At 51.1% G+C, this 17,641-nt stretch carries 13 protein-coding genes; 2 read left to right on the top strand and 11 right to left on the bottom strand.

The window, feature by feature from the left end:
* From CPH80_RS19155 to tkt, 11 genes are all read right to left on the bottom strand, one after another.
* Entirely contained in the window at positions 1–567 is a 567-nt protein-coding gene (locus tag CPH80_RS19155; RefSeq protein WP_096280375.1) for a Pycsar system effector family protein, read from the bottom strand.
* A gap of 49 nt (positions 568–616) precedes the next feature.
* Positions 617–1,609: an IS30 family transposase gene (locus tag CPH80_RS19150; RefSeq protein WP_096281730.1), complete on the bottom strand. Its 993-nt coding sequence runs from the start codon at positions 1,607–1,609 to the stop codon at positions 617–619.
* A gap of 1,169 nt (positions 1,610–2,778) precedes the next feature.
* Positions 2,779–3,903 (bottom strand): IS91 family transposase, encoded by a 1,125-nt coding sequence (locus CPH80_RS19140; RefSeq protein ID WP_227520257.1) that lies wholly within the window; start codon positions 3,901–3,903, stop codon positions 2,779–2,781.
* Positions 3,900–4,751, bottom strand: coding sequence for a tyrosine-type recombinase/integrase (locus tag CPH80_RS19135; protein WP_096280371.1), 852 nt, complete (start codon positions 4,749–4,751; stop codon positions 3,900–3,902). The genes CPH80_RS19140 and CPH80_RS19135 overlap by 4 nt, the downstream gene beginning before the upstream one ends.
* A 121-nt stretch (positions 4,752–4,872) precedes the next feature.
* Positions 4,873–5,484 (bottom strand): hypothetical protein, encoded by a 612-nt coding sequence (locus tag CPH80_RS19130; RefSeq protein ID WP_096280369.1) that lies wholly within the window; start codon positions 5,482–5,484, stop codon positions 4,873–4,875.
* A gap of 65 nt (positions 5,485–5,549) precedes the next feature.
* The gene (locus CPH80_RS19125) at positions 5,550–6,161 is read right to left on the bottom strand and encodes a DUF2971 domain-containing protein (RefSeq protein ID WP_096280367.1); all 612 of its coding nucleotides are present in this window, start codon (positions 6,159–6,161) and stop codon (positions 5,550–5,552) included.
* A gap of 95 nt (positions 6,162–6,256) precedes the next feature.
* Positions 6,257–9,007, bottom strand: a complete 2,751-nt coding sequence (locus CPH80_RS19120; protein ID WP_096280365.1) for an AAA family ATPase — start codon at positions 9,005–9,007, stop codon at positions 6,257–6,259.
* 454 nt (positions 9,008–9,461) lie between these two features.
* Positions 9,462–10,526, bottom strand: coding sequence for a class II fructose-bisphosphate aldolase (gene fba / locus CPH80_RS19115; RefSeq protein ID WP_096280363.1), 1,065 nt, complete (start codon positions 10,524–10,526; stop codon positions 9,462–9,464).
* Positions 10,527–10,628: 102 nt separating this feature from the next.
* Entirely contained in the window at positions 10,629–11,792 is a 1,164-nt protein-coding gene (locus tag CPH80_RS19110) for a phosphoglycerate kinase (protein ID WP_096280362.1), read from the bottom strand.
* 153 nt (positions 11,793–11,945) lie between these two features.
* Positions 11,946–12,977 carry a type I glyceraldehyde-3-phosphate dehydrogenase gene (locus CPH80_RS19105; protein WP_096280360.1) on the bottom strand — a complete coding sequence of 344 codons (1,032 nt, stop codon included), beginning with the start codon at positions 12,975–12,977 and terminating at the stop codon, positions 11,946–11,948.
* Positions 12,977–14,977 carry a transketolase gene (gene tkt, locus CPH80_RS19100; protein ID WP_096280358.1) on the bottom strand — a complete coding sequence of 667 codons (2,001 nt, stop codon included), beginning with the start codon at positions 14,975–14,977 and terminating at the stop codon, positions 12,977–12,979. Before tkt ends, CPH80_RS19105 begins: the two co-directional genes overlap by 1 nt.
* A 255-nt stretch (positions 14,978–15,232) precedes the next feature.
* Between tkt and CPH80_RS19095 the strand changes: the two genes are divergently transcribed.
* Together CPH80_RS19095 and metK are read left to right on the top strand one after the other, a co-directional pair.
* Complete coding sequence (locus CPH80_RS19095; protein WP_096280356.1) at positions 15,233–16,237, top strand: metalloregulator ArsR/SmtB family transcription factor; 1,005 nt, start codon at positions 15,233–15,235, stop codon at positions 16,235–16,237.
* Between the two features lie 167 nt (positions 16,238–16,404).
* On the top strand, positions 16,405–17,595 hold the full coding sequence (metK, locus tag CPH80_RS19090) for a methionine adenosyltransferase (RefSeq protein WP_096280354.1): 1,191 nt from the start codon (positions 16,405–16,407) through the stop codon (positions 17,593–17,595).
* Positions 17,596–17,641 lie beyond the last annotated feature (46 nt).

Raw genomic sequence — 17,641 nt, 5'->3', positions numbered from 1 at the left:
TTACTCCATGAAATTTATCATTCCAATAGACAACAAAAATAAGACAACCGTCAATATAGTAAAGACAGCTGCTAACTTAAATCGCTTATATTTATCAAATGCTATTTCTGAGTTTGTGACTATTTGCTTACTTAAGTCAATTTCAAACTCGGTAAATATAGTTTTTTCTTTTTCATAACCCAATTTCTTAGCGAGAAATTTAAGATAATCCCGAGCATCATATTTCGCCGAATGTGCGAAGTATAAACAGTTGTCAGATGGGCAGGTTTTTTCGGGTTTAAACCATCGTTGTTGCAGAATGGGTAGAAAGGAAATGATACAAATTAAAGTAGAGACAGAAATAAGTGAATAACCTATTAGATTAAACCAATACGATATCTTTGGAACGAGATCTACGGCACTGAAAACTCGTGTAACCCCCCAAATCATCCCACCATTCAGTAAGAGCAATGCTGCGTTTTTTTGTTCAGCAAATTTCAGCCATTCATTAACATTTTTAAAAATGCCATCCAACTTTGAATAATAGTCCTCATTCATCTGCTTTATCTCAGTGCTTACCAACTTCATACTGACTCCGCAGTAGTTAACAGTAATTAGCTGGGTGTAACTCCTGGATTCAAGTAATAAGTGCAGCACCGCTCGTATCCAAGCCTCCTGAGTATTCGCCCCAGAAAACTTCTGCCGGTGTGCGATAACCCAGCCGTTTTCGTGGTCGGTTATTCAGTCTGTTCACCGCTTGCCTGGTTGCCTTTCTGGACACCTTGGCGAAGTCAGTGCCTTTCGGAAAGTATTGCCTCAATAGGCCATTCGTATTCTCGTTGGAGCCACGCTGACTGGACCGGTAAGGGTCACAGAAATACGACGTCAGCGACAACGCTTTGCTAAATGTTTGGTGGTCCGAAAATTCAGAACCGTTGTCCAGTGTCATCGTCTGTACGGCCCCTCTGATCGGCCTTAACTCACGGATGATGACATCTGTAACTAAGTGGGCTTTCAGCTTCGGCACACAGCCTGCGAGCAGGTAGCCGGACCGTCTTTCAACCAGAGTGACCGCGCCTGAATTCTTATGCCCGTGAAGGATTGTATCTCCTTCCCAGTGGCCTATATGCAGGCGATCATCGACGGCTTTAGGGCGGCACTCAATGCCTACGCGATTCGGGATCTTGCCTAACCCGGCTCGCTTGGCAAGATGGCGCTGATAACGTCTCTGGTAAGGCAAGCGACAATACCTCCAGAGGTCGCCACCTGCTATTTTGTCCCGGTAAATCAGATTGTAAATCCACTGATGGCTGACTTGGATACTGCCAACTCGCCTCATAAAACCGGCTATCTGATCAGGACTCCATTCACTCTGAATCTGCTTGGCCACCCAATCTATCAATGAGGGCGCTCGTTTATGAGATTTGCGAGCTCCTTTGCGCCGATGTATGGACAAACGACTGGCTTCCATCGGCTCGTATTCAGTCAGGCTTCGATTACGACGTAGCTCCCGACTGATGGTCGAGCTGTGGCAGTTGATCTCCCGGGCTATTTTCCGCTGGCTCCAGCCTACTCTCAAGAAGGCCGAAATCTGGTATCGTTGTGCCTGGGTCAGTTGTCGGTATCCCATGATTCTCTTCACTTTGGTAGGTAAAGCGAATGAGGGTACCGGCAACGGCCCTCCTACCTCTACCTGTTCATCCAAAGTGCTGCACTTATTCTATGAATCCAAGACTGACAGCCCAGCCCTTGGCACTCAAAATGATAGCCTATTCCGCCTGCTGCCCTTGCACCAAAATCTGCCGATGCACAACGTTCAAAAACACCGCAAATGATGCGGTGAACGAACCTGAACGCCAGATTACCAGACACAGGCCCAAGTTTGCGTGGACTGCCCCACGCGACGAGCACCGAATTTTATGCCTGCGCCAATGAACGATAAAGCTGCCAAACAGACCACGGATTCCGACGGCCTTGGCAATCACCGAAACATGGCGGTTGTGCTACCAAATCTGAGCCAAGGCCACTGGCACCGAGCCACCAAAAAGGAACCATACCAACCCAGCTAACGCCGCCATAAACGGCGCGAGTTTACGAGCGTCCGGCGACCGTAGGGAGCGAATTTGATGGCATTGTTAGCTGTGGGTAACTGTGAAACCCGATCCTTGGCTACCAACACGACGGCCTACTCCGCTGCCCTTGCACCGGAAACCGCCGATGCACTGTGATTGAACCCAACGCCAATAAAGCGGTGGACGAACCTGAACTTCAGAGTAGCAGGTAAGTCAGGAACCAGGTTTCGGCGGACACCTGGTCACGACGAACATCGACCTTTATACCAACACCGCTGGCTGATTTTGGCCACCCACTCGACGCGGATTCTGACGGCCTTGGCAAAACACGGGAATTGCCGGTTCGACTGCCAGTTTTCGGCCAAGGCCAATTCATCCCAGCCACCCAAAAGGCACAACGCACTACCCAGCTAACACTTAAGCATTTAATGGTCGTGCGCAGCATGACCATTAAATGTCTGTTGGACTAAGCCGCCAACGCCGCAGCTATCGAACGGTGCCTAAGGATAAAGTAATTTGGAGGCGAAGCCTGAACGGTACATCTGGGGCCGGGCGCGGAGCAATGCCGGCGGGGTTTGGTCTCATTCGATCCTTCATGCGGCGGTTCCTTGTTGTGATTCCCCTCAGATTACCTCTCAGGTACCCGTTTTTCCAGCCTTCGGCCGCAGAGAGATCCAGCTCACTAAGAACTGTAGGTTTCCCCCGGCGGATCAAGAAGGCCGTGAAGCTAACCCGTCGGCACAGCCGTTATTCTGAACCGTGGAATCTGGCGAACCATGCGAACCAGACCGTTGTCACAGAGGAGACAGGGCCAGCACCGCTGAGATACTGGGCTTTCCGGTGTCGCTTCTGGTTTGGGCGGCTGCGATAAGCAGTGCCGGATAACAGCCAATTTTCGTCGCCGGGTTCGATTGCTCAGGTAGCCAAAATGGCGAATTCGCATGAAGCCTTTTGGCAGAATGTGCATTAGGAACCGCCGTACGAACTCCTGGCCATCCAGCCACTGGGTCTTCAATCGTGAATGATCTCGATAATCCTTATAGCGGAAGGCGATCCGGTCATCCTCCATCGTCAACAAGCGCCCATTGCTGATGGCGATTCGGTGCGTGTAGCGAGCCAGATAATCCACTACGCTCTCGGCCTGGTTCAGGCAGTGTCGAGTGTAGACAACCCATTCCTGCTGCATCAGGCCGTCGAGCACACCATCAATCTCACCGTTGCGGGTCACCCGGTGTAGCTCACCTGCGTTCACCGACGCTCTTAGCAACGACACCATGCGCCCTCGAAAACGCCGGGATAGAGCCCGTACCGGGAACAGGTAGTGGCTTTTAGCTTTGTGCCAATCACCATTGCCGGTCAACACTCCGCCGGGGATCAGGCAATGCACGTGAACATGACGGCTCAGGTTCTGTCCCCATGTGTGGAGCACCGCCGTCATGCCCAACTCGCCGCCAAGGTGCCGGGTGTTGCGCCCAAACTGGTTAAGCGTGTCCCAGACTGCGGCGAACAGACAGCGATAGACCACGTCGGGATGGAGCTGAACCCAGCCGTTCAAGGTATGGGGCAGCGTAAACACCAGATGAAAGTAAGGCACCGGCAACAACAGGGATCGCTGACGTTCGCTCCATTGCTGACTCGCTCGCCCCTGACATTGCGGACAATGCCGATCCCGGCAGCCGTAATAACAGATGGAGCGGGCCTCGCAATGATCACAGCGCATTTCCATACCGCCCATGCGGGCGGTTCGGCACCCCGTTAACCGGGCGCAGACCTTGCGCCGGTGGCTGTCCAGTGTCTGACCCGGAAGGAATCGGTTTAGAATCGTCTGGACAGTTAGTGCACCGGCCATCATGCACCTCCGAGATGTGCGATCAGGTCAGCCGGACCCCCGTTTTGAGGTGTAACGCCTGGCAACCAGTGCAGATACCGTTGAGTGCTGCGCAAATCGCTGTGCCCCAAGAGCCGTTGCAGCTCATGAATGGGCAAACCCCGCTCCAGCTGGTGTGTGGCGTAGGCATGGCGCAAGGCATGAATGCCACCGCATTTTTCAATGCCACTGGTTGTCTTGGCTGTGTGGTAGACCTTCTGAGGCGTGGTGATGTGAAGGTGTCTGTCTGGGAGTAAATCGCTGGGAAATAACCAGAGCATCGGATGGCGAATCTGCCAATAGCGACGAAGCACCCGGAGTAACCCGGGAGCCAGAGGCACCATCCGGTCTTTGGCGCCCTTGCCCTGCTCAATTCGAAGCAGGTGGCGTTCACCATCAATGTCTTTCACCTTCAACGCGACCGCTTCGCTGACGCGCAAGCCGCATCCATAGGTGACGGATAACAGAGCTTGATGCTTGGGGTTAAGAACAGCGGCCAAAAGGCGCGCAACTTCCTGACGTGTCAGTAATTCGGGAATACGTTGAGGTCGCTTCGGCAGCACCAGAGTGACATCGAAGTGCGCCCAGTGCAGCACCTTCAAATACAGAAACCGGATGCCATGGAGGTAAACACGACAACTGGCCGGTGACAGGGAACGCTCCTGAACCAGATAGTTGAAATAGACCTGTAAGTCTTCAACCTTCAGTTGATCAGGCGAGCGCCGATAATAACGAGCCAGCGCGGTGACCACATAAAGGTAGCTTTGCTGGGTTCGGGGGGAAAAGCCATGTTGGCACATGGCTTGGATCATGGTCTGACGTAAAGGTGTCATGACGAACTCTCCTCTTTTGAAAGCCCACTCGGGCTAATCAAAAGTATCGGTCAAGACACCTGATCTCGCAGGAAACTTCCAAGCTTACTCGCTACCGCGAAGCGGTTTAGTTCAACAGTAATTAGGCTGCATTTTCGAGATTCGTTACTTTGGCAGTGATAGATTCGATTGCTAGCTTGACTTCACTCTCACTTTTGAAGTTTTCTTCCAGTTTTTTGTGGTAACCAGCTTCGTCCTTTGATTTTTCCCATTCTTGTTTTATGAGCAGCTGTGTGCCTTGCTCGATTAGGATAAGCATTTCTGATAGTCTATTTATATCACTATCGGCGAGATACTTGAGCGAAAAACCGAGCGACCTGAGCAGGGTTTGGTCTATTTTATGCTTATCATCCAAGCTAGGATTCAACCTAAGTGCTATTTGAGACTTAGTGCTTCGCAATTCAGGACTTACAAAAGGTATTTCTAAAATAATTAGCTGATGAGATAATTTTATAAAATTTGAAACGTGCTCCCTCATCTCATCACGCCACTTAGCGCGCTCTTGTATTACCGATGAAGCATAGATGTTTTCGCGATTTCGCCGATTTGCATAGTAAACCGTGAAAATACCTACGACAAAAGCAACACATCCAGCTACGACAGCAGAGACTATCGCTGAATTAGCAGCAATTGCAGCCGCGTCTATTTCTGATGAACACATAAAATATCCATATGCGGCGACTAATGCCTGCATAAGTGGAGGCCTGACAAGGCCGCCCGATGGAAGCCCAAAGAGTCGTAACAAACTTTATGCACTGGTTAGGCTTGTATGATGGAAAAAGACCTCTGGTCTTGAACCATTCGAACCACTTCAAGGCCTTTGCGCTTAAAAAGTTCTTTCTCGTCGGCAGATAGCTTACAGCGAATGCCAGTATAAACTCGGGTTGGCGCTACCACCTTCTCAAGTTTGACAAAGTGAAGTCCAGATTCGCGAGTAACTTCTTCAGATTCTAAGTCCACCAGAATTCTGTATTCTTTTTCGTAAGACCATCCTTCGTATTTGCAAAGCGTAGCCTTCACCAAATTATCGCGCCAACCTTCGCCTTCTTCTTTCAAGCTAATCGGTACCTTAAGATATTCAATCTTTTGTAAGATATGCTCTGGAATATCAAATTCCCAACAAATTCCTCGATGGTTTTCTGCATAATGGGCCCACTGAACAGGATCATTTAGATTTCTCGAGAAACACAAAAAACCAGCCTTCTTAGTGAAATGTTCTTTAAAGTTTTCAAGATTGCCCTGGGAGGCGCCGTCAAAGTTAAGAAAGAACTCATACGGGTCATTCATGCTATCTAAAGTCGCAACTTTAAGGCGCGACGTCTCAAGATTTCTCACCGCATGTTGCTTTTTCATAAAATGAAAAACTTTCACTCAGTCTCCTTGATCGTATGCCTAATGCCGAGCTCTGCGGCAAGCTTGGAGCGTAGCGGAAAAACTTGTCCGACAGCTGCGCTTTTTTAAGGCTATCACGTTCGTCCAGGACATTTAGGTATTTCAGAATTAACTTTTCCTTCGTACAACCAAAGGGCCCACTGCCTAATCGAACCGCCATTTCTTATTCTGGAAGCCTCAGCCCAAGAAAGGTCATACTTATCAGCTAAGACATTTCCAATATCTTTTCCTGAAACAGCTTTATTTGATTCAATCAATTTTACAACCTCTAGAAGAATACTTTCAGAATTTGCACTTATCCAAATAGCCTCACTATAGTTTGAGAACTTATTAATTCTATCTAGCGCTAACATGTAATTATTTTTTTCAATGACAACAAGTTCAAATCGCTTTAGAACTGCAAGTGCATTCCGATAGCCTTTCGGCTTCTCTTCTTCTTTATCGACTTCTCCCTTTTCTTTCAGCCAATTTAATGTTTCTAAGACTAAGGCTGGTGATGCTGGGGCAGTAAATATATTACTCTTTCTACGTCTCCGTTCTAACTTTAGCCTTTCAGTAACGACATCCCCCTGATCACGGTATACCCAGCCATTGCCTGAAACCTCGATAAATCCGCATAACTCTAACCACCGACAAAGCCTAACTGTATAGCTATGCCATGTTTTTTCAGCATATTTGTTGTCTGGAAATAATTGTTTCAGAGTTTCAATTAGAGCATTAACCGTCACAGCAGAGCGGGAAGCTTTTCCTTTAAAAGCATGGGTAAAAGCATGCTTTTTGAACTTCTCTCGTATGGCTTTTAGAATATTGGCTTCATTGCTATCTATGATATCTTCACTAAGCGAATAAAGACCACCCTCCCTATTAGCAACACCAAACATAACCATATCAGAACCGATATTTTGAATCGTTCCTTCAGACAGTGTTGCTTTGCCGGCTAAATCATGTACTGAAAGTTTTATCTCATGGTCAAGATATCTAACCACTTTATATAATGATGAAAAGTCAGTAGATGGGAGATACCTCAAAGGTATAACTGGAACATTTCCTGTTAAAATGTACTCTTTGAAAATATCCCAGTAGACATTTAGTCGATCACCACTCCTAATAACCAAACGTCTGTTAATAAGTGACTTTAAAGTATCGGGGCCAGATGTTTCGATTATTTCAAACCAGTCAACTGGTGCTCGTTGCGCTATTAGCTTTAAACAAGCTGCCTCACCTGGCTCAAGCTCGTCAATATCTTCTTCAAACAAACTTGCAATATCTAGCTTATTCTCTAGCAAGTCGTTCTGATCAAATCCATTTTCTATTTTCCCATAAAGGTGAATGCACAGCTTTTTCAGGAGCCATGGATAACCTTGACTACTTGCGATCAAGTTGTGCTTCAAGTCAGTGTGTAACTTCTGATTAATTTCTTTCTCAAATATACTTATTGCAGCGCCGGACTCACCATCAGAAAAAGGCACTAATTTTCTAGTGACACGATAATCTGAAAGTTGATGCCAAAAGAAATATGCTGGGTGTTCACTATGAGTTGTACTATCGGTTTTCCAAGCAAAGCCTAAGCAAAAATTAAGCTTTATAGATGCTGCATTTAGTAACAATGACTTGGCTTTTTCAAACACTTCAAATAGCTCTGGCTTAGAATACAGCTCTTCAAACTGATCAAAAACCAATGTTACAATCTGGTTTTTTGGTTCTAATGACTCTAAAAATTTCCTAATAGTTTCAGAGTTAAGCGGACTACCAACATCAGATAGAATCAGATTAATATTTCCATCTCCAAAACCAGAGTTTTGTGCGCTTTTCAATGCATTCAATAATGAGGAATAAATATACTCGGGGCCTGTAGCTGCACGAACATCAACGGGGAAAACAAAAAATTTATTCTTATTCTGATAATTGTCTGCCTTACTTTTTAGTTTGGCAATAAATGAACTTTTCCCCATCCCGGAATTCCCTGTTATGGCAAAAATCCGAGTGCTTGTTTTCTTCTCTTTAATGTTTTTTAAAAAATCAAAGATGTAATTTATATCTTTCGTTCTACCGACAAAATCTCGAGGTCTAGCGGGTCTATAATCAGTCCATGCCTCGCCAGTTTGTACTTGAACAACGTCTACTACTTTAGTTGTTTCTATTTCAGTAGTTCTAGTGGCCTGGCTTTTCATCAGAGTAAAGTCGAGCTTATTTAAGCTAGTATCTGTTTCAGAAAGGTTTTCCAGCAGTTTGGGGTCGATTAGTAATTCATTGTTATTTGCGTAATAGCATATAACTCCAGAAGGAATACCACCTGACAATGTTGCAGCAGCCCAAAACATTCCATATTTTGTAACCAATAAAACCCACTCACCTATCAGGTTTTCACTACCAGCATATTCTTCCGCTTTATCCTCTGGACGATTTTTTATTACGCCCGCACTAATAAGTGACTCAATAACTTTCGCAGGATCATAAAAACTTAACTTTGTTGCTTGCTCTTTAGGTTTATCTTGCCATTCCTTAACGAAACCTTTTGCTTCTTTTCCATAGTCGCCAGTACCGATAAGCCACGCTTCTGAATAGTCCTTAAAGATAAGTGTACCAGCTAGGTTCTTGAGAATATTTGCATCAATGTTTTTATCCCGGTATGCCTTGCACTCTACATATATTTCTTTGCCACTGATCTTGTGACGACATAACAAGTCTAACTCTACAGCAGTAAATCTTATTTCCTTGATAACTTCATACGACTGCGCTGTTAAGAGTTTTTCAGTTAGCGCTTCCAGAAGATCGCCTCTCTCTTTAGTTGAGGCAGACTTATTTAGTGCAACTTCTATCTTCATTACATAGTTCCGTATTTGTTAACGTACGAAAAAGGCCCCAACAGCGTATTAGACAGAACGCGTCATTATTGCAATAACGAAGACTCGTCGGCGCCCTGCCGTTTCGGGTAGTCGCTCTGAGTTTTCTTTCGAACAGCGCCGCATCACCCACAGGCCGAGCTCCACCCAATAGGTGAAACACCCGAGGTTGAAAAAAAGAGGCTGTATCAGTACTGAAGAGGTCATCGGCCGTTATCCCTAACAATCGGTGTTCATAGCGTATAGCTACCCACACTAGACCATGTCTGGACTACTTACCTTTGCCTTTTGCAAAACTTCGTTAATTTTAACGGAAATTACGACTAGCAGCCGTTTTTTTGGGATATATGCACCAACGGCGAATATCGAGAGGAGGGTTTGAGGGAGGGAAAATCACAGCCCCGGGCAAGGCACCCGGGGCTGCATAACAACTGCCTTACTTAACCTTAGGATCCAACTCACCAGCCTCATAACGCTCAAACATGCGCTCAAGGTTGATCGGCTTGATCTTGCTCGCATTACCAGCACAACCAAAGGCTTCGTAGCGTGCCACGCAGATGTCGGTCATGGCTACCATGGTTGCTTGCAGGAATTTGCGCGGGTCGAATTCGGCTGGGTTCTCGGCCAGGAAGCGACGCACAGCGCCGGTGCTGGCTAGGCGCAGGTCGGTGTCGATGTTTATTTTACGCACACCGTGCTTGATGCCTTCCACGATTTCCTCAACCGGTACACCGTAGGTTTCGGGCATCTCACCGCCGTATTCGTTGATGATTTTCAGCCATTCCTGGGGTACGGAGCTAGAGCCGTGCATAACCAGGTGGGTGTCTGGAATGCGTTTGTGAATGGCTTTGATCTGCTCGATGGCCAGAATGTCGCCTGTGGGCGGGCGGGTGAACTTGTAGGCGCCGTGGCTGGTGCCGATGGCGATGGCTAGGGCGTCTACGTGGGTTCTCTTCACGAAGTCTGCGGCTTCTTCTGGGTCGGTCAGCATCTGGCTCATGTCCAGAGTACCTTCGGCGCCAATGCCGTCTTCTTCACCGGCTTGGCCGGTTTCTAGAGAACCCAAGCAACCCAGCTCGCCTTCTACGGATACGCCACAGGCGTGGGCCATGTCTACGGTACGGCGGGTTACGTCTACGTTGTATTCGTAGTCCATAGGCGTTTTGCCGTCTTCGCCCAAGGAGCCGTCCATCATTACAGAGCTGAAGCCCAGCTGAATGGAGCGCTGGCAAATGGCCGGGCTGGTGCCGTGGTCCTGGTGCATAACCACCGGGATGTGCGGCCATTCTTCAATAGCTGCGAGAATTAGGTGGCGCAGAAAGGGGGCGCCAGCGTATTTGCGAGCACCGGCGGAGGCCTGAACAATAACCGGGGAGTCGGTTTTGTCGGCGGCTTCCATGATGGCGCGCATTTGTTCTAGGTTGTTTACGTTAAAGGCTGGCACACCGTAACCATGCTCGGCGGCGTGGTCCAGCATTTGCCGCATCGAAATCAGGGCCATTTGGTTGTCTCCTTAGTTACAAAGATAGTTACAAAGATAGTTGCAAAAATAGTTACGAAAATGATTTCAAAACAGCTTGGTAAATCGTAAATCGAAAAAAGTTTACTTCGCGCCGCGCTCTTCCAGTACGGCAACGGCTGGCAGCACTTTACCTTCCACAAACTCCAGGAAGGCTCCACCGCCGGTGGAAATATACGAGATCTTGTCAGCTATGCCGTATTTGTCAACGGCAGCGACTGTGTCACCGCCGCCGGCCAGCGAGAAGGCACCGCTATTGGCGATGGCTTCGGCCAGGGTTTTGGTGCCGTTGGCAAACTGGTCAAATTCAAACACGCCTACCGGACCGTTCCACAGAATGGTTTTGGCGTTCTTGAGCAGTTCAGCGAATTGGCCAGCGGTTTCTGGGCCTACGTCGAGGATCATGTCGTCTGCGGTTACGTCGGAAATGTTCCGGATGGTGGCCGTTGCGTTTTCGGCGAACTCGCTGGCAACCACTACGTCTACTGGCAGCGGGATGTTAACGCGAGAGGCGATGTCTCTGGCGGTATCCAGCAGTTCGTGCTCACACAGAGACTTGCCCACCGGGTGGCCGGCTGCGGCAAGGAAGGTATTGGCGATGCCGCCGCCTACGATAATCTGGTCGCACACTTTCTCGAGGGCGTTGAGCACGTCGAGCTTGGTGGAAACTTTGGCGCCACCAACAATGGCGACAACCGGCTTGGCTGGGTTATCCAGGGCTTTGCCGAGGGCATCCAGTTCCGCCGCCAGCAATGGGCCGGCGCAGGCTTCTGGTGCAAAGCGCGCAACACCGTGGGTGGAGGCCTGGGCGCGGTGTGCGGTGCCGAAGGCGTCCATTACGTAGATGTCGCACAGGGCTGCGTATTGCTTGGCCAGTGTTTCGTCGTCTTTCTTCTCGCCTTTGTTGAAGCGTACGTTCTCGAACAGCACCACTTCGCCGTCGGCCACTTCAACGCCATCGAGGTAATCTTTAATCAGGCGCACTTCCTGGCCTAGCGCTTTGGTGAGGTGCTCAGCAACTGGCTTTAAGGAGGCGGCTTCGTCGTACACGCCTTCTTCTGGGCGGCCCAGGTGGGACATCAACATGATTTTGGCGCCTGCATCTTTAGCTGCCTTGATGGTCGGCAAGGAAGCGCGGATGCGGGCATCGCTGGAGATCTTGCCGTTCTTGACCGGCACGTTTAGGTCTTCGCGAATGAGAACCCGCTTGCCAGCAAGGTTCAGGTCGGTCATTTTTTTGATGGCCATGATCTGGGTTCCGTTGTTCAGGTTGTTGGCAAATAGTTTGGGAGGAAGGATCGCCCCCTCTCCCCAACCCCTCTCCCGCAAGGGGAGAGGGGCTTTTTAAAGCGCTTACTCCCTCTCCCCTTGCGGGAGAGGGCCGGGGAGAGGGGGTTTAGGTTAGCCCACCTTCTGCAACCAGCTTTGGCTTACATCCAGCATGCGGCTGGCAAATCCCCATTCGTTATCAAACCAGCACAGCACTTTCACCATGGTACCCCGGGTTACGCGGGTTTGGCCGCCATCTACTACGCCGGAGTGGGCGTCGTGGTTGAAGTCGGAGCTTGCCAGTAGTTCGTCGGTATAGTCGAGTATGCCTTTTAATGGGCCGCTTGCGGCTTCTTTAAGCACCTGATTTACGGTTATCACATCGGTGGCTTGGCGCACGTTGAACACCATGTCGATGGCGGACACGTTCATGGTGGGTACGCGCAAAGCGACCGAGCTGAACCGGCCTTCCATGTGCGGAAGCAGCCGTTCAACGCCGCGCGCCAGCCCTGTATCCACGGGCACTATGTTGTGCAGGGCGCTGCGGGTAAGGCGCAGATCCTGTTGATGGTAGGCGTCTATAACCGGCTGGTCGTTCATGGCGGCGTGGATGGTGGTGGTACTGCCCTGCTCCACGCCAAAAGCTTTATCGAGCACAGTAATCACCGGCACCAGGCAGTTAGTGGTGCAAGAGCCTGCTGCCACTATCCGGTCTGCTTCTGTGAGTTCTGCTTGGTTGATGCCATAAACCACTGTGCGGTCGACATCCGATTCAGCGGGCTGGGAGAACAGCAGCCGTTTCGCGCCCGCCTGAAGGTGCAACTCGGCAGTCGCCCGGTCTGAAAAGGATCCGGAGCATTCCAGCACCAAGTCGATATCCAGCTCTTTCCACGGCAGTTCTGCCGGGTCGGAATGGCGCAGCACGCGGATAGAATCACCGTTGATGATGAGGTCCTGCCCTTGCACTGCAATGCTTCCGGTGAACCGACCATGAGTGGAATCGTACCGAGTCAGGTGTGCAATCGTGTCGATATCAGAAAGCTCGTTAATCGCGACCACCTGCAAGCGGTCGCGAAAACCGTTTTCGTACAGAGCACGCAACACGCACTGGCCAATACGACCATACCCGTTGATGGCAATACGAAAGGGCGCGGAGGCTGTCATCAGGCGCTCAGCAGCTCCGCAGCAACTTCTAAGACGTTATCCACGGTAAAGCCGAACTCTTTGAACAGTTCGCCGGCGGGCGCAGATTCACCGAAGGTGGTCATGCCTACAACACGGCCATCCAGCCCAACGTACTTGTACCAGTAATCGGCAATGGCGGCTTCGATAGCCATGCGGTTGGTGATCTCAATGGGTAGCACCTGTTGCTTATATTCAGCGCTCTGGGCATCGAATACATCGGTAGATGGCATGGAGACCACACGCACGTTGCTGCCCTGCTCTCGCAACTTGGCTGCGCTGTCCTGCGCTAGGCCAACTTCGGAGCCGGTGGCAATCATAATTAAATCGGGTGAGCCTTCGCTGTCAGACAGAATGTAAGCGCCTTTGGCCACGTCAGCCAACTGTTGCGCGTCACGCGCCTGGGCGGGCAAGTTCTGACGGGAGAAAACCAAGGCAGTCGGGCCGTCTGTGCGCTCGAGGGCAGATTTCCAAGCCACGGCAGATTCTACTGCGTCGGCCGGGCGCCAGGTGCTCATGTTCGGCGTGGTACGCAGGCTGGCGAGCTGCTCGACTGGCTGGTGAGTCGGGCCGTCTTCGCCCAGACCAATCGAATCGTGGGTGAACACGAAGATAGTGCGCTGCTTCATCAGTGCGGCCATGCGCACCGCGTTACGGCAGTATTCCATGAAGATCAGGAAGGTTGCGCCGTAGGGTACGAAACCACCGTGCAAGGCGATGCCGTTCATGATGGCGGCCATGCCGAACTCACGCACACCGTAATAGATGTAGTTGCCGCTGGCGTCTTCTTTGGTTACGCCTTTTGAGCCGTTCCAGATGGTGAGGTTGGAGCCCGCCAGATCGGCAGAGCCTCCGAGCAGTTCCGGCAACAACGGGCCGTAGGCGTTCAGGGCGTTCAGAGAAGCCTTACGGCTGGCAATGGTCTCGCTCTTATCCTGACATTCCTGAATATAAGCCTGGGCTTTCTCGGAGAAATCGGCAGGCAGATCACCGGCCATGCGGCGCTTCAGCTCGGCCGCCAGTTCTGGCTCGGCTTTTTCATACGCGGCAAAGGTGTCGTTCCACGCGTTCTCGGCTTTGGTGCCTTTGTCTTTGGCGTTCCAGGCTTGGTAAATATCAGACGGGATTTCGAATGAGCCGTGATCCCAACCCAGCGCTTCGCGGGTCAGCACGATTTCGTCTTCGCCCAGTGCTGCGCCGTGCGCGGCTTCGCTGCCCTGCTTGTTGGGTGAACCAAAGCCGATAATCGTTTTGCAGCAGATCAGTGTGGGCTGACTGGTGTTCGCACGGCCTGCTTCAATCGCCGCACGAACGGCGTCTGAGTTATGGCCGTCTACTTTAGCAATCACCTGCCAGCCGTAAGATTCAAAACGCTGGGGGGTGTTGTCGGTAAACCAGCCGTCGACTTTGCCATCGATGGAGATGCCGTTGTCGTCGTAGAACATGATCAGCTTGCCCAGGCCCAGAGTGCCCGCCAGCGAAGACACTTCGTGGGATATGCCTTCCATCAGGCAGCCGTCGCCCAGGAATGCGTAGGTGTAGTGATCAACAACGTTATGGCCCGGACGGTTGAACTGCGCCGCCAATGTTTTCTCTGCCAGCGCGAACCCAACCGCGTTGGCCATGCCCTGCCCCAGTGGGCCGGTGGTGGTTTCTACACCTGGGGTGTAACCGTATTCCGGGTGGCCCGGGGTTTTAGAGTGCAGCTGCCGGAAGTTCTTGATGTCATCAATGGAAACGTCGTACCCGCTCAGGTGCAGTAGTGAATACTGCAGCATGGAGCCGTGGCCATTAGATAGCATGAACCGGTCGCGGTTGGCCCACTGCGGATTAGCCGGATTGTGGCTTAGGTAATCGTTCCACAGCACCTCGGCGATATCCGCCATCCCCATGGGCGCACCCGGATGGCCGGATTTGGCTTTCTGAACCGCATCCATGCTCAGCGCGCGAATGGCGTTGGCGAGATCTGTACGAGAGGGCATTGACGTTTCTCCAGTGTTTTTCAGGGAAATAGGGGGTAACCCAGCGTTTTTAACGGGCAATAAAAAGCTGCTTTAAAATAAGGCGCGTATTTTCGCCGATTACGGTGTGCCGGGGCAAATCGACGTGCCGCTTCTATGTAAATATCCTGTCGGGGATTGCCGAAAGAGATTGATTTCAAAGAATGATAAATCTATATCAAAAAACTTTGATATGCCTATTGATTGAGCACCCCAACCCACTTACACTCCGCAACCATGACAAGTTCAAGTGCACACGCTAATCAAATCTCCTCCGTGGACGTGCTCGCCCCTATCTTCAAGGCGAGCGGCGACCCATTGCGCTTGGAAATTTTGCGTGTGCTGCGTCGCGATACGTTTGGCGTGTTGGAACTGAGCCAGCTATTCGATATGCGCCAGTCTGGCATGAGCCACCATCTGAAAGTCATGCACAAGGCGGGGCTGCTAGAGCCACAGCGTGAAGGCAACGCGATTTTTTATCGCCGCCCGCTGCACTTGGATAACGAAAAGCCGACAGACCAAACTATTCGTCAGATTTTTGATGCAGTGGATCGCGCGCCCTTACCCGCGCACCTGCAAGAAAAGATTGAATCCATCCGTAACCAGCGAGCGGATCAGTCGCAGGCGTTTTTTTCCCGGCACTCAGAACAATTCCGGGAGCAGCAGGAATTGATAGCCGCCTTTAATCTTTACGCGGCGCCCGTAGCGGACATGATTCGCAAGCGAACACGGAAAACACGGTGGCAAACGGCTTTGGAAATCGGCCCCGGCGAAGGTGGCTTTTTGCCCGTGCTTTCTGAGCTTTGCGAGCACGTTGTTGCGCTGGATAACAGCCGAGACATGCTCGCCAAAGCAACGCGCACATGCATTGATGCGCGCCTGAACAACATTGATTTGATTGAAGGTGTCACCGACACACTGCTGGCCCGCGGCGATGCGTTTGATCTTGTAGTGGCCAATATGGTGCTGCACCACGTACCCAGCCCGGCAGACATTTTTTTGGATGCTGCGGCACTGATGAACAACGGCGGCTGCTTGGTTGTTAGCGACCTGTGCAGCCACGACCAGAACTGGGCCAAAGAAAATTGCGGCGACCTCTGGCTTGGCTTCGAGCCCGAAGAGCTCACCGCCTGGGCCGCGGCAGCAGGCCTGAAGGCCGGTGAGCAGCTGTTTATCGGTTTGCGTAACGGGTTTCAAATTCAGGTAAGGGAGTTCTGGAAAACCCATCTGCCACTGCGATAATCGAACCCTGATAGATAGAGCCCCACAAGGCCATATCAAAAAACTTTGATATTCGCGTAGGTAGTAGTACCTAGGCCCTTTGAACCAAAACAAACAAATGTAGCCGGTGCCTGCAATACCACGCGGCCGCCGGCAAGATTTCAAAACGCTCACAGAGGAGCAAACCTATGTCTGACTACAGCGTCTTTACCTCCGAATCGGTCTCCGAGGGCCACCCGGATAAACTGGCTGACCAAATCTCCGACGCCGTTCTGGATTGCATCCTGGCGGCCGACCCGCACGCCCGCGTGGCTTGCGAAACCATGGTGAAAACCGGCGTTGCCATTGTGGGTGGTGAAATCACAACAAGCGCCTGGGTGGATCTTGAAGACCTGGTTCGCGGTGTGATCAGAGACGTTGGTTATACCTCCTCAGAGGTCGGATTCGACGCCGACACCTGCGGCATTATCAATATCATCGGCAAACAGTCCGTGGATATTGCCCAGGGCGTTGATCGCCAGAAGCCGGAAGACCAGGGCGCAGGCGACCAAGGCCTAATGTTCGGTTACGCCAGCAACGAAACCGAAGTACTGATGCCTGCGCCAATCACTTTCGCCCATCGCTTGGTGGAGCGCCAAGCCGAGGCGCGCAAAAACGGGATACTGCCGTGGCTGCGCCCGGATGCAAAAAGCCAAGTAACCTGCCGCTATGAAAACGGCAAGGTTGTGGGCATCGACGCCGTTGTGCTTTCCACTCAGCACGACTCAGACGTTACCCAGGCAGATCTAAAAGAAGCCCTGATGGAGTTGGTTGTAAAGAACGTGCTGCCGGCAGAGCTTCTGCACAAAGGCACCGAGTTCCACATAAACCCCACCGGCAAATTCGTAATCGGCGGCCCGGTTGGCGATTGTGGCCTTACCGGCCGGAAGATCATCGTAGACACATACGGCGGCATGGCCCGCCACGGCGGCGGCGCTTTTTCGGGCAAAGACCCCTCAAAGGTTGACCGCTCTGCCGCTTACGCTGGCCGCTATGTTGCGAAAAACATCGTTGCCGCTGGGCTGGCCGAAAAATGCGAGATTCAGGTTTCCTACGCCATCGGTGTGGCACAACCCACATCTATCTCCGTAAACACCTTCGGCACCGGCAAAATCGGCGACGACAAAATCGTCGACCTGGTACGCCAGCACTTTGACCTGCGCCCGTATGCGATCACCAATATGCTCGACCTGCTGCACCCCATGTACCGAGCCACAGCAGCTTACGGCCACTTTGGTCGCGAGCCACAAGAGATAACCGTTGGCGGCAAAACCTTCACGACGTTCCCGTGGGAGAAAATCGATCGCGCGGCCTCTCTTAAAGACGCAGCTGGTATCTAACTAATTTTCAGGCGTATTGATAATTCCAAGCGCCAAAACAGAACCA

Source organism: Marinobacter sp. LV10R510-11A (genome assembly GCF_900215155.1).
In the GTDB taxonomy this organism is placed as follows: domain Bacteria; phylum Pseudomonadota; class Gammaproteobacteria; order Pseudomonadales; family Oleiphilaceae; genus Marinobacter.
This window is presented reverse-complemented; position numbering and strand designations above follow the sequence as displayed.